We start from the raw sequence: 12,999 nt of genomic DNA on the forward strand, positions 1-12,999 counted from the left end.
CCGATGGGGCCGCTGGTATGATGCGCTGGTCGTTTCGGTTAACGGCCGCAGGTTTTGGGGCTGGTACGATCGGCAAATGACAGCGACCGCCCTGCAAACATCCGCCGATTCAGCCGTTCTCGCTGCGCCCGTGGTCGCACCGATGTCGCTCGACGAGCTGGTCGAGCAGCATGGGCTGGTTACCGGCGAGACGCTGGTTCGCGCGCGCCTCGTCCAGGCCGAGACTGGCGAGCGCTTCGCAGCGATCCTGACCCGGTTGGGGCTGGTCTCCGAGGCGGCGCTCGCATCGGCTGCGGCACAGGCAACCGGGCTGCCGCTCGCCGCCGCGGTCGATTTTACCGGGCTCCCGGTCGCTGTCGACCGCGTCTCCGAACGCTTTCTGCGTGAGTTCAAGGCAGCTGTGCTGCGCGTCGACGACGGCGTTTGCAACGTGGCGGTCGTCGACCCGTTCGACCCGTATCCGGTGTCGGCGATCGCACTCGCGCTCGGCCTCCGGGTGCGCGTCTCTATCGGGCGAAGCAGCGACATCGAGTCGGCGATCGACCGCGCCTATGGCCCGGCGACGGCAGCCGCCGCGGCGGTCGACGATGCCGCCGACGAGGCCGACCTCGAACGCCTCAAGGACCTCGCCAGCGACGCCCCGGCGATCCGGGCGATCAACCGGCTGATTACCGGCGCGGTCGAGCAGCGCTCGTCGGACATCCATCTCGAGGCGACCGAGGACGGCATCGTCGTGCGCTTCCGCATCGACGGCGAGATGCGGACGGTCGAGACCCTCCCGGCGGCAATGCGCGCGCCACTGGTATCGCGGATCAAGGTGATGGCCGGGCTCAACATCGCCGAGCGGCGGTTGCCGCAGGACGGGCGGCTGCGGCTGGCGGTCCGCGGCCACGACATCGACCTGCGCGTTGCCACATCTCCGACGATCAACGGCGAGAGCGCGGTGCTGCGGCTGCTCGACCGATCGAACCTGACGCTCGATTTCGCGGCGCTCGGCTTCGATCCGGCGGTGCTGGTCAAGTTACGCGACACCTTGGCGCTGCCCAACGGGATCGTCCTGTCGACCGGGCCGACCGGCAGCGGCAAGACGACGACGCTGTACGCCGCGCTGAGCGAGCTCAACGCGCCGAGCCGCAAGATCCTGACGATCGAGGACCCGATCGAATACCGGCTCGCGGGGATCAACCAGATGCAGGTTAACCCGACGATCGGGCTCGACTTCGCCACCGCGCTGCGATCGTTTCTGCGGCAGGACCCCGACGTCATCATGGTCGGCGAAATCCGCGACATCGAGACCGCGCAGGTCGCGGTGCAGGCGGCGCTGACCGGGCACATGATCCTGTCGACGCTCCACACCAATACCGCCGCGAGCGCGGTGACGCGGCTGCTCGACATGGGGGTCGAGCCGTTCCTGATCGCGTCGACGCTGAGCGCTGTGCTGGCGCAGCGCCTCGTCCGCCGCCTGTGCCCGGTGTGTCGCGAAGCGTATGATCCGCCGGTCCCGGTCGGCGATGTGACGACGCTGTACCGCGCGGTCGGCTGCGGCGAGTGCGACCATACCGGCTATCGCGGGCGAATCGCGCTGGTCGAGTTTCTCGTCATCGACCCGGTCATCGCCAAGCTCGTCCTCGCCCGCGCCGAGGCGCGCGACATCGCCGCCGCGAGCGCTGCGACGTCGATGTACGCCGATGGTATTGCCAAGGCGCGCGCCGGGCTGACGACGATCGAGGAGGTGCTTCGCGTCACCCGCGAGAACGGAGAATGACGAGCTTCCGCTACCGCGCGGCGACGGCGGGGGGTGAGCTCCAGACGGGCTCAGTCGAGGCGCTCTCGCACGCCGCCGGGATCGACCAGCTTCGCCGCACGGGCCTCGCGCCGATCGAACTCGTCGCGGTACGGACGCCCCCTGTGGCAGCGCGGGTGCGGAGCAGCGCAGCATCGCGCAGCGCCGTCGCCACCGCAGTCGGCGAACTCGCGGTGCTGCTCGGTGCGGGGCTGACGCTCGACCGCGCGCTCGCGGTGTGCGTCGATAATATCGAGCGCCCGGCGGAGAAGGCGGCGTTCGCCGCGCTGTATCGCCGGGTCAAGGAGGGCGTGCCGCTGTCGCGCGCGATGGCCGACAGCGGGCGGCTGTTCCCGCCGATGGCGGCAGCGATGGCCGAGGCGGGGGAGTCGAACGGCCGCCTCGACGAGGCGCTGGCCAAGCTAGGGGACACGCTCGAACGGGCCGAGGCGCTGCGGCGGACGGTGAGTGCGGCGATGATCTACCCGGCGCTGCTCCTCGTCATCGCCATCGGGGTCATCCTGATGATGCTGCTGTTCGTCGTGCCGCAGTTCGAGGGGCTGTTCGGCGATGCCGGGGCCGCCTTGCCGCCGACGACCCGGGTAGTGGTCGGGATCAGCCATGTCGTCCGCGACGACGGCCTTGCGATCGTCGCGGCGCTCGTCATCGCCGCGTGGCTGGTGTCGGTCTGGCTCCGCCGCCCGGCGAGCCGCGCCGCACTCGACCGCGTCGTTCTGACGCTACCGGTGATCGGGCGGCTGGTGACGTCGGTCGAGATCGGGCGCTTCGCCCGCGTCCTCGGCAGCCTCGTCGACGGCGGGGTACCGCTGCCCGAGGCGCTGGCGATCTCCCGCCGCTCGGTCGCCAACTCGACGCTCGCGGCGATGGTCGGGCGGGTCGCGCTCGGGCTCAAGCAGGGCGGGGGGCTGACCGCGTTGCTCGCTTCCGAGCCGCAATTTCCGCGCGCGTCGCTGAGCTTCGTCCGCACCGGCGAGGAGACCGCGCGGCTCGGCCCGATGCTCGCGCGGCTCGCCGATGTCCTCGACCGCGAGGTCCGCGCGCGGCTCGAACGCCTCATCGCCATTCTTACGCCGTTGATTACCGTCGTCATGGGGGCCATCGTCGCCACCGTGATCGCGTCGATCATGACGGCGATCCTTGGCTTCAACGATCTGGCACTGACTTCATGAAATCACGCACACGGCGGGCCGACAGCGGCTTCACTCTCCTCGAACTGCTCGTCGTGCTGGCGATCATGGGGCTGCTCGCGGCGATCGTCGGGCCGCAGGTGCTCCGTTATCTCGGCAGCTCGCGGACGCAGGCGGCCAAGATCCAGATCGAGAACATTACCGCCTCGCTCGACCATTTCCAGCTCGACGTCGGGCGCTATCCGACCGCCGAGGAGGGACTCGACGCGCTGATGACCGCGCCCGCGACCGCGCCGAACTGGAACGGGCCATACCTCAAAAAGCCGAGCGCGCTGGTCGATCCGTGGGGCCACAAATATCTGTTCGCGGTCCCCGGCAAGCACGGCGACACCGACGTCTGGACGCTCGGGTCGGACAATGCGCCCGGCGGCACCGGCGAAGCGCGCGATGTTGGCAACTGGTAGTCCGGTTATCGGCGAGGGCGAATCGGGGCAGACATTGCTCGAGATGCTCGTCGTCGTCGGCATCCTCGGGCTGGTCGTCGGATTGATGTTTCCCGCGATGATCGCGCCGCTCCGGCGCGCCGAATTCGATCGCAGCCGCAGCGCGCTGTTCGACGACCTGCGCCGGGCACGCGCGGTCGCGGTCCGCGGTGGCGTGCCGGTGTCGCTGTCGCTGAGCGACGACGGGCGCGGCTATTCGTGGAACGGCGTTCCGGTTGTCCTGCCGCTGCGGGTGCGTATCGGCGGCGACCCGTCGGTGGTGTTCTACGGCGACGGCTCGTCGACCGGCGGAGCGCTGGCGGTCGCGAGCGCGACCCGGCGTGCGTCGGTGCGGGTCGACGCTGCCGGTATCGCCACCGCCTCGTGAACCGTGCCCGCTCCCATGACGATGGCTCGGTATTGATCGAGGCGATGGTCGCGGTCGCGATCATCGCGGCGGTGCTTGGCGTCACCTATCGCAGCCTTGGCGAGAATGCGCTGCGCCTCCGCGCGGCGGATTTCGCGCGCACCGCGACCATGATTGCGCAGTCGCGGCTGGCGGCGGTCGGCAGCGATATCCCGCTCGCACCGGGCGAGACCGACGGCACCGACGGCGCATTTGCGTGGACCGTCACGATCGATGCCGAGCCTGCTGCCGCAAGCACGTCGGGCAATTTGCTCCGCGTCTCGGCGCGGGTTCGCGACATCGACGGGCGGGCCGACCGCGCGCGGCTCGACACCCTGCGCCTCGCGACGGTCCGGTGACCAAGAGTGAGCGCGGTTTCACGCTGGTCGAGATGCTCGTCAGCCTTGCGCTGCTCGGGCTGGCGGCGACGATGATGGCGACGGGGTTCGCTTCGGCGACGCGGCTGACGCGGTCGAACGAGGCGCGGACGGTGGCGGGCGAGACGGTCGCGGCGGCGCAGTCGGGGTTGCGCGATCGGATCGAGCGGCTGCGCCCGGCGACGCGCTTCGACGGAGCCGCGCTCGCTGCCGACTTCGAGGGCGGCCCGGCATCGATGACCTTTGTCGCTTTGCCGCCGATCTCCGAACGGCCGTCGCCGCAACGCCGTTTCCATCTCGAAATCGATGAGAACGGCGGCCTCGTCCTCGGTGACGGGCAGGCGGCGCTGCTTTCGGGTGTGGCGGACCTGCGACTGGCCTATTTCGGACCCGACGCCACCGGTGTCCCGCACTGGACCGACGACTGGAGCGCGCGTCCGACCGCGCCCGAAGCCATCCGCATCGACGTGACCTTCGCGCCCGGTGACCGGCGGCGGTGGCCTGAAATGATCGTCCGCCCGGCAACGACGGTCGACACGACGTGCGTCCTCGACACCAACACCGGCAAGTGCCGGGGCCGGTCATGACGCTGGCGGACGGCACGGTGGCGGAGGCGTGGCGGACGATCGTCGCCGCGGTCGACTGGTGGCGCGCCGAACTCGGCGCGCTGCTGCCCGCGGACGTCAAGCGGTATCTGGGGCGTGGCCCGGCGCTGACGGCAGAGGCTCGCCCCGGCGGCTTCCGGCTGGCGCGGCGAGGGGCCGAGGTCGCGGCCTCGCCACGCGGGCAGAAGGTGACGCTGCTCCTGCCGCGCGACCGGCTGCTGATCCGCGAGGTGCCGGCGGCGGCGCTCCCCGAGGCCGACCTGCGCCGGATGCTGACGCTTGACATCGACCGGCTGACGCCGTTTCGCGCCGACGAGGTGCTCGTCGCCGTCGCCTTTCCACCGCCGGTCGCGAGCGGCAAACGGCTGGCGTATGTTGCCGCCGTGCCGCGAACGATGGCGGCACTGGCACTGGGCGAGGCGACCGCCGCCGGGCTGAAGCCGCTTGCGATCGGGGTCGAGGGCGCGGCGGCGGCGGCGATGGACTTCGACTTCATGCCCGCTGCGCGCGCCGCCGGGATCGCGCCGCCGCGACGCGACGCGACATGGCTATGGGCCGCGGTCGGGGTGCTGGCCTTGATCAACCTCGGCATTGCGATCGAGCTGGATAGCGCCGCAACCGATCGGCTCGCCGGGCAGGTCGAGGCGCAACGCACCTTGCTCAGCCCGGTGATCGCTGCGCGCGAGCGGGTGCAGGCCGAGGACAAGGCGCGTCGGGGGCTGATCGCGCGTCGCGTCCATGCTGAGCCGTTGCACATCCTCGATGCGGTGACACGCGCACTGCCCGATGGCGCGTGGGTCGAACGCTACGCGTGGGACGGACGCACCTTGCGTCTCTCGGGAGCGCGGCAGGACGGGGTCGACGTCGTCGCCGATCTGCGCCGCGTGCCGGGGTTCGCGCATGTCCGCGACCTCGCCACCGACGCCCCGCTGTCTTCCGCCGCGGGCCAGCGCTTCGATGTTGCGGTGGACTTGGGCGCGCCGCGATGAGCCAGTGGTCGCCGCGCGAACGCCGCCTCGTCGCCGTTGGTATCCTCGTCGCACTGCTGTTGCTGGCGGTGTTCGGCGTCATCCTGCCGATTGCCAGCGGTTTCTCCGATCGCGCCGACCAGCGCGAGCAGCTTGCCGACGACCTCGAACGCGGCGACCGGTTGCTGGCGTCGCGCGCGTTCTGGCTCGCCGCCGCAGCCCGCCAGCGCACTGATCGCACCCGTTATGCGATCGTCGCGCCGAACGCGGGTGCGGCCACCGAGCTTGCCACTGAGCGCGCGACCGCCGTGATCCACGCGACCGGCGGCGAGGTCCGCACGATCCGCGAGCAGCCGTCGACCCCCGACACTAGCCGCCTGCGTGTCGAGGCGAGGCTGAGCTTGACGCAACTCGTTGCCGCCTTAAGAATATTTGAATTGGGGCAGTTCACGCCCGTCATTGAAGCGGTATCGATCGATGCGGGCCAGGCGTCGGGCGCGGGGAGACTGGCACCGATGGAAGTCCGGATCGACCTTGCCTACCGCCATGTTCCCGCACTTTGAAGTTGCCCCGGTGCCGGCGGCGCTTGCCGTGGCGCTGACGGCGTTGCTCGCCGCGCAACTGCTTTACAATCCGCCCGCGATCGAAACCGTGACGTCGGGAGCGGCGCACTGGCTGCCGCCGGTGGCGATCACCGCGCCGCTGCCCTCGGCCGATGCGATCGAGGCGCGGCCGCTGTTTAATCCGACCCGGGGCGCGGCCGCCGCCGCCGACCAGGCCGACAGCGCAGCGGCGACGATCGACGGCTTTGCGCTCTTCGGGGTCGCCAGCCGCGGCCGTCGTGCCGTGGCGGTGTTGCGCGGTGCCGATGCTACGATCCACACCGTTGGGCCGGGTCAGCAACTCGTTGGCTGGACGCTCGATGCGGTGCGTCCGGACTCGGTCGTTCTTGTCCGCGGTGACGAACGCCGGACGATCGCCGTCGGGGCGACCGCGACCAAGGGACCAGACCAGTGACCGTGCGTAGAACGATCGGCGGCACTATGGTCGCGGTTCTGCTCGGCGGTACCGTCGCGGCAATCGGCCAGCCGGTCATAGTGACGGCTCCCGATCCGACGGTGCGGTCGACGATCCTGACCGGGCAGGAGCGCGCGCCCGTCGTGGTGACGAACCCGGTGGCGACGGTCCATCCGGGCGACGTCAGCCTCAACTTTCCCAACGCCGACGTCCAGGCGGTCGCCAAGGCGGTTCTCGGGTCGATGCTCGGGCTCGAATATACCGTCGCGCCCGACCTGCACACGCCGGTGACGCTGGTGACCCAGCGGCCGGTGTCACGCGCCGATGTCCTGCGCCTGTTCGAAACCTCGCTGCTGACCGCCAATCTCGCGCTGATCGCCCGCAACGGCGTCTATGTCATCCTTCCGATCGAGCAGGCGCGCGGGCAGGCGCCGGTCGTCGGTGCCGGCGACAGCGCCGCGTTCGCGTCGGAGACGATCCCGCTCAAGTTCGTCGCTTCGGACGAGTTGCGCCGCCTGATCGACCCGGTTCTGCCCAACGTCATCACGTCGGCGGCTCCCGGCAGCCTCGTCGTCGCGGGGACCGGCGGGCAGCGCGCGGCAGTTCGCAACCTCGTGCGCCAGTTCGACGTCGACTGGCTGCGCAACACCTCGTTCGCATTGTTCGTGCCACAACGGACCGACAGCCGCCTGATCGTCCCCGCGCTCGACCGGCTGATCAACGCCAATGGTGCGCCGACCAAGGGCATGGTTCGGCTGGTGGCGATGGACCGGTTGAACGGCATCCTCGCGGTGTCGACGCAGCGGCAATATCTCGACGATGTCCAGCGCTTCGTCGAGCTCCTCGACCGCGAGGGCGAATCGAGCGAGCGGCGGGTGTTCGTCTATCGCGTCCAGAACGGCCGCTCCGCCGACCTCGCCAAGGTACTGGCGAATGCGTTCGGCGGGCGCGGCGGGAACTCCGGCAGGAGCGACGCGCCCCGTGGCGGCGATCCACTCTCCGGCCCGCGCGACGACTTCGCCATCCCCGGCGGTAATTCGGGCGGCGGGGCGGGTGTGGGAAGCAGCGGCTTCGGCAACAACAGCTCGGGCAACGGCGGCGGCGCGGGCAGCGGCTTCGGCAGCCAGAACGGGACCGGCAGCACCGCGCAGAACCCGCTCGCCGGGGGCACGGCGTCGTCCGGCAATTCCGCAAATACCACCGTCGACATCAACTCCGACGACCTGCGCGCGCGGATCAGCAGCGACGAGACCAACAACGCGATCGTCGTCTTCGCCACGCCGCGCGACTATGCGGTCGTCGAGGACGCGCTGCGCAAGCTCGATGTCGTGCCGTATCAGGTGATGATCGAGGCGGCGATCACCGAGGTCACGCTGACCAACGCGCTGCGCTACGGCGTCCAGTGGAACTTCAACAGCGGCCGGACCAGTTCGACGCTGTCCGAGGACCCCGCCGGAGCGATCGTCCGCACCTTCCCCGGATTTTCGTTCTTCTACGGCGGCAGCTCGATCATGGCGGCGCTCAACGCGCTCGAAAACTTGACGAAGATCAACGTCGTGTCGTCGCCGAAGCTGCTCGTGCTCAACAACCAGACCGCGGCGCTCCAGGTCGGCAATCAGGTGCCGATCATCACGGCCTCGTCGACGAGCACGATCGGCAGCAACTCGCCGATCGTCAATTCGATCGAGTATCGCGACACCGGCATCATCCTCAAGATCACGCCGCGGGTGAACAGCAGCGGCCTCGTCCTGCTCGACGTCGCGCAGGAAGTCAGCGACGTCGTCGCCTCGCAGACCAGCGGGATCAATTCGCCGACGATTTCGACCCGGCGGATCGCGACCTCGATCGCGGTGCAGGACGGCGAGGTCGTCGCGCTTGGTGGGCTGATCAGCAACAACACGACCGACACCAAGGGCGGGCTGCCGTTCCTCAGCCACATCCCGGTGATCGGCGGGCTGTTGTTCGGCAACACCAACAAGCAGGTCGCGCGGACGGAATTGCTCGTCCTGCTGCGCCCGCGGGTCGTCCGCACCGTCGACGACGGGCGTGCGCTCGCCGACGAGATGCGCGCCAAGCTCGAAACGCTGCGCCCGCTGCTGACCCGCGGCAATGGCATCCCCTGACGCCGCCCACGGCGAGTCCGAGCGCGGCTATGCGATGGTCGCTGCGGTCGCTGCGATGGCACTGTTCGCCCTGCTTGCGCTCGACGGGATCGGCATGGGGCGCGGTGCCGTCGCGGGTGCGAGCGCAGCGGTTGAGCATGCCCGCCTCGTGGCAGCGGCAAATGCGGGCACGGCGATCGCCGTCCACGGTCTCGGGCTGGTCGAAGCTCCAAGGCGCTGGCAGCCGTCGAGCGAGCTTCACGTGGTCGACTTCGACGGCATGACCATGTCGATCACGGTCGAGGACGAGATGGCGAAGGTTCCGCTCAATTTCGTCCAGGCGCCCCGGATCAAGCGGCTGTTCGAACTCGCGGGTGTTCCGATCACCCAGGTCGACGGACTTGTCGCCGCTTTCCTGCGTTTGCGCGGCGATCCGATCGTTGGCAGCGGCGTGAGCCGCAGCCCCTCGGTTCCGGCGGGCCTGACCGCGATCGACGAGTTGACCCTGCTCGACGGTATGACCCCAGCGATCTATGCGCGATTGGCGCCGGCGGTCACCGTTGCGGGAACGACACTCGCGTTCGATCCGCAAGATGCCGGCCCGCTCGCACGTGCGGTCATGTCGGCGGGCGCGACCACTCCGCAGGCAATCGGGCAGGTGGTTTCATCGGCCGATCGCCAGCCGGCATTAACCACGAGCGAGGTGCGACGATATGGCCACTCACTCGCGATCCGCGTCGAAGTTGGCGATGGTGCTAACGGCCATTTCGTTCAGACGACCATCGTCGAGCTCACGGGCGTGGCCGGGCAGCCTTACCTCGTCCGGGCGCTGAGTTGACAATAAGCGACGCTCGCCAACCAAAGTTATTGCCGGTTCATAAACGCTTCGTTTTCTTAGTTGTAAGTCGCCAAGCGATCGGTAATCTTGATCGTGCGTGGTGTCGAAAAAGCTAACGGCGGTGCGCCTTCCGGGTGATCGAAACAGGGGACGAGCATAATGTCGATTAGTAGATTTGTTTCGCTGATGCTGTGCACGGCGGCGTGTGCGGCGCCAGCACTGGCATCGACCCAGATCGAGAAGGGTGCCGCAGTTTCCGTCGCCAGCGCGACGTCGCCGGTCGAGTTCGACGTCTTCCTGCCGTTGCGCAACCCGTCGGACCTCGAGCGCCTGCTGACCGCGCAACAGAATTCCGCCTCGCCAAGCTATCACAAGTGGGTTTCGCCGGCCGAATACGCCGCGCAGTTCGGCCCGACTGCGGCGACGATGGCGAGCGCCCAGGCGGCGGTGACGGCTGCCGGTCTGCAGGTGACGACGACGCAGATGCGCTCGTTCCACGTCACCGGCACCGTTGCCCAGGCGACCGCTTTGTTCGGCACCGGTTTCAAGAACGTCGTCACGACCGATGGGATCAACCACGTCGTCGCCAGCGGCCCGCTTGTGATGTCCGCCGCGCTTGCCGCGACCGGCGCGAAGGTCATCACCTTCGCCGGGTTGCCCGACAAGAAAACATTCTCGAAGCGGACGACGGCAGCGCTCCCGGACAACCGTTACGGTCCGGATGGCCCGTATTGGTACAATGACATGAAGCAGGCCTACGACTATCCGTCGTATCAGAGCTTCCTGCCGAATGGTGATCGTCTCGACGGCACCGGGGTGCACGCCGCGATTGTCATCTCGGACAAGGTTTACCCGAACGATCTCGCTGCGTTCTTCAACCACGAGCACTTCACCACGACGACCGGGAAGCCGGCTCCGACGGTCAACACAATCGACATCAACGGCGGCGGCGTCGTCGGCGGTGGTGGCTCGTTTGAGGCGAGCCTCGATGTCCAGCAGGTTCTCGGCGGTGCGCCGGGTGCGACGGCGACGATCGTCAGCATCCCGAACCTGCAGGATAGCAATATCCAGGCGGCGTATCAGTACATTGTTGATTCGAATCTGTACGATGTCGTGAACTCGTCGTTCGGCGGCTGCGAAGCGGAATACACCGCTGCGTATAACGGCGGCACCGACTACACCTTCGTCCTCCAGGCGTACGACGACATCTTCCGCCAGGGTAACGCTGAAGGCATTACCTTCGTCGCCAGCTCGGGCGACCAGGGTGGTCCGGCGTGCCCGTCGGCGAACTACGGCACCCCCGGCGCCAAGCCCAAGTTCGGCAAGGGCGTGTCGACACCGGCGACGTCGGTCTATGTCACCGCGGTCGGCGGCGGCAATCTGGTCACAGTGTCCGACGGGTCGCGTAACTCGACCTACGTCGGCGAGAATGGCTTCGGCGATCCGGAAGTCCCATACGACATCTATGGCCTCGGTCAGAATGTCAGCGGCGGCTATTGGGGTGCCGGCGGCGGCAAGAGCGTCGTCTCGCCGCGTCCGAGCTATCAGATCCCGATCAACACCGGATCGAACTTCCGCACGACGCCCGATGTCGGCATGCAGGTCGGTGGTTGCCCGAGCAGCGCCGTCCAGCCGTGCGGTCCGGATCGAAGCTCTGCGATCACGACGTACCAGTCGGGTCTCGGCGGCGGTAACTACGGCGTAATCGGAACGTCGGTCTCGTCGCCGCAGTTCGTCGGTGCGCTCGCTCTATACATCCAGAAGCAGGGCAAGCGGGTCGGTAACATCAACCCGTATCTGTACCACTTCGGCCAGGTCCAGACCGTCATGGGTGGCGTGAACGCTCCTGCTGAATATCAGTTCTACCATCGCAATATTAAGGGCTTCGACGGTCTTTGGGCCGACGACTTTCCGAGTCAGAACTATAACTACATCAATGGCAATGGTACTCCCGATATCCGTAAGCTGTTCGGCTTCACGAACTTCGACTCGGCTGGAATTCCGCAGTCGGTGTCGAACCCGTAAGCTCGCAATGATCAAGACCGATCGGTTGGTGATCGGTTGCATCGACTAAATAGGGAGGGAGCGCTCATATTTGAGATCGCTCTCTCCCTTAGTCTTTTCACAAGCCGACGAACCCAAGTGAAGTCCGCAATCGTGTCGCTTGGCGCTTGGCGTGCGTCTCGCCGGTCTCTTTCGTCGCGACCTCCTGCCGGGCCTTTTATTTCCGTCCGAACTATAAGAAATTGCGTGCTCGCTGCGGACAAAGGATGCCGACGATGCGAAGTCTGATTCCAGCTGCGCTGCTGCTCCTGACTGCGGCGCCGGTCCTTGCCGCCAGCCTTGGCATGTCGGTCACCAAACGCGTCGCTGCCCCGGATGGCGGCTGGGACTATGTCAACGTCAGCGCCGACGGCAAGACGATGCTCGTCGCACGCTCGGACGGCGTGATGACGATCGATCTTGCGACTGGAGCGGTCAATCCGCACCTTGTAGCGGCGCAGCGGACGCACGGCGCGGTGACGGTTCCCGGCACCTCGATCGGTATGGTGACGAGTACGACCAGTGGCGGCGCATTGCTGTTCGATGCAGGCACCGGAGCGGTCGTTGCCGACATCAAGACCGGAACCAAGCCCGACGCGGCCGCTTACGACCCGGCGACGGGAATGCTGCTGGTGATGGACAATGCCGGCGGCGGCGTTGCGGTGATCGATCCGAAAACGAAGGCGCTCGTCGGTAAGGTCGCGGTGGCAGGCGCGCTGGAGTCTGCGGCGGTCGACGCGAAGGGGATGCTCTACGTCAACATCGAAGATAAGGGCGCTGTGGCGGTGATCGACGTCGCGCGCCGCGCGGTCGTTCGCACGATCGACCTCACCGGCTGCGAGGAGCCGGGCGGTCTCGCACTGACGAAGCAGGGGTATCTCATCTCCGCGTGCGCGAACGGCCATGCCAAGGTGGTCGACGCGAAGTCGGGCCGGTTGCTCGCCGACATTGCAATCGGATCACGCCCCGATGCGGTGATCTACGACGGTCCGCGTGACCGCGCCTATGTCCCGACCGGCGGCGACGGCGGGCTTACAGTGATCGACACTGCTGGCGTGCCGCGCGGCATCGGCGTGGTGTCGACGCAGAAGGGCTCGCGCACCGGCGCGGCGGATCCTGCCACCGGCGATATCTACCTACCCGGTGCTCGCTTCGCGCCAGCAGAGGCCGGTCAGCGGCCCAAGGCGATACCGGGATCGTTCGAGGTGCTCGTCGTCTCGAAATAGCGGT

General features: G+C 67.9%; 13 protein-coding genes. All 13 read left to right on the forward strand.

Translation table 11 applies throughout. The features are described from left to right. Positions 1-76: 76 nt before the first annotated feature. The 13 genes from KZX46_RS13850 (at position 77) to KZX46_RS13910 (ending at position 12,995) form a co-directional block, all read left to right on the forward strand. Positions 77-1,765: a GspE/PulE family protein gene (locus tag KZX46_RS13850; RefSeq protein ID WP_219774485.1), complete on the forward strand. Its 1,689-nt coding sequence runs from the start codon at positions 77-79 to the stop codon at positions 1,763-1,765. Further along, positions 1,762-2,973 (forward strand): type II secretion system F family protein, encoded by a 1,212-nt coding sequence (locus KZX46_RS13855; protein WP_219774486.1) that lies wholly within the window; start codon positions 1,762-1,764, stop codon positions 2,971-2,973. The genes KZX46_RS13850 and KZX46_RS13855 overlap by 4 nt, the downstream gene beginning before the upstream one ends. Continuing rightward, positions 2,970-3,395 carry a type II secretion system major pseudopilin GspG gene (gene gspG / locus KZX46_RS13860; RefSeq protein WP_216707394.1) on the forward strand — a complete coding sequence of 142 codons (426 nt, stop codon included), beginning with the start codon at positions 2,970-2,972 and terminating at the stop codon, positions 3,393-3,395. Before KZX46_RS13855 ends, gspG begins: the two co-directional genes overlap by 4 nt. Further along, complete coding sequence (locus KZX46_RS13865) at positions 3,349-3,801, forward strand: hypothetical protein (protein WP_219774487.1); 453 nt, start codon at positions 3,349-3,351, stop codon at positions 3,799-3,801. The genes gspG and KZX46_RS13865 overlap by 47 nt, the downstream gene beginning before the upstream one ends. Positions 3,802-3,833: 32 nt before the next feature. Continuing rightward, complete coding sequence (locus tag KZX46_RS13870; protein WP_219774488.1) at positions 3,834-4,178, forward strand: hypothetical protein; 345 nt, start codon at positions 3,834-3,836, stop codon at positions 4,176-4,178. Next, a complete protein-coding gene (locus KZX46_RS13875; RefSeq protein WP_219774489.1) occupies positions 4,175-4,783 on the forward strand; it encodes a prepilin-type N-terminal cleavage/methylation domain-containing protein in 609 nt (202 codons plus the stop codon). Before KZX46_RS13870 ends, KZX46_RS13875 begins: the two co-directional genes overlap by 4 nt. Further along, complete coding sequence (locus KZX46_RS13880) at positions 4,780-5,790, forward strand: PilN domain-containing protein (protein WP_219774490.1); 1,011 nt, start codon at positions 4,780-4,782, stop codon at positions 5,788-5,790. Before KZX46_RS13875 ends, KZX46_RS13880 begins: the two co-directional genes overlap by 4 nt. Next, entirely contained in the window at positions 5,787-6,332 is a 546-nt protein-coding gene (locus KZX46_RS13885) for a hypothetical protein (RefSeq protein ID WP_219774491.1), read from the forward strand. Before KZX46_RS13880 ends, KZX46_RS13885 begins: the two co-directional genes overlap by 4 nt. Continuing rightward, positions 6,316-6,786 (forward strand): type II secretion system protein N, encoded by a 471-nt coding sequence (locus tag KZX46_RS13890; RefSeq protein ID WP_219774492.1) that lies wholly within the window; start codon positions 6,316-6,318, stop codon positions 6,784-6,786. Before KZX46_RS13885 ends, KZX46_RS13890 begins: the two co-directional genes overlap by 17 nt. Beyond that, positions 6,783-8,909, forward strand: a complete 2,127-nt coding sequence (gene gspD / locus KZX46_RS13895; RefSeq protein ID WP_219774493.1) for a type II secretion system secretin GspD — start codon at positions 6,783-6,785, stop codon at positions 8,907-8,909. Before KZX46_RS13890 ends, gspD begins: the two co-directional genes overlap by 4 nt. Next, positions 8,896-9,726, forward strand: a complete 831-nt coding sequence (locus KZX46_RS13900) for a type II secretion system protein GspK (protein WP_219774494.1) — start codon at positions 8,896-8,898, stop codon at positions 9,724-9,726. Before gspD ends, KZX46_RS13900 begins: the two co-directional genes overlap by 14 nt. 159 nt (positions 9,727-9,885) lie before the next feature. Continuing rightward, positions 9,886-11,751, forward strand: a complete 1,866-nt coding sequence (locus KZX46_RS13905) for a protease pro-enzyme activation domain-containing protein (RefSeq protein WP_219774495.1) — start codon at positions 9,886-9,888, stop codon at positions 11,749-11,751. Between the two features lie 254 nt (positions 11,752-12,005). Beyond that, a complete protein-coding gene (locus tag KZX46_RS13910; protein WP_219774496.1) occupies positions 12,006-12,995 on the forward strand; it encodes a YncE family protein in 990 nt (329 codons plus the stop codon). The last annotated feature ends 4 nt before the right edge of the window (positions 12,996-12,999 follow it).

Origin of the sequence: Polymorphobacter sp. PAMC 29334, assembly GCF_019431245.1 — a bacterium.
Taxonomy (GTDB): domain Bacteria; phylum Pseudomonadota; class Alphaproteobacteria; order Sphingomonadales; family Sphingomonadaceae; genus Polymorphobacter_B; species Polymorphobacter_B megasporae.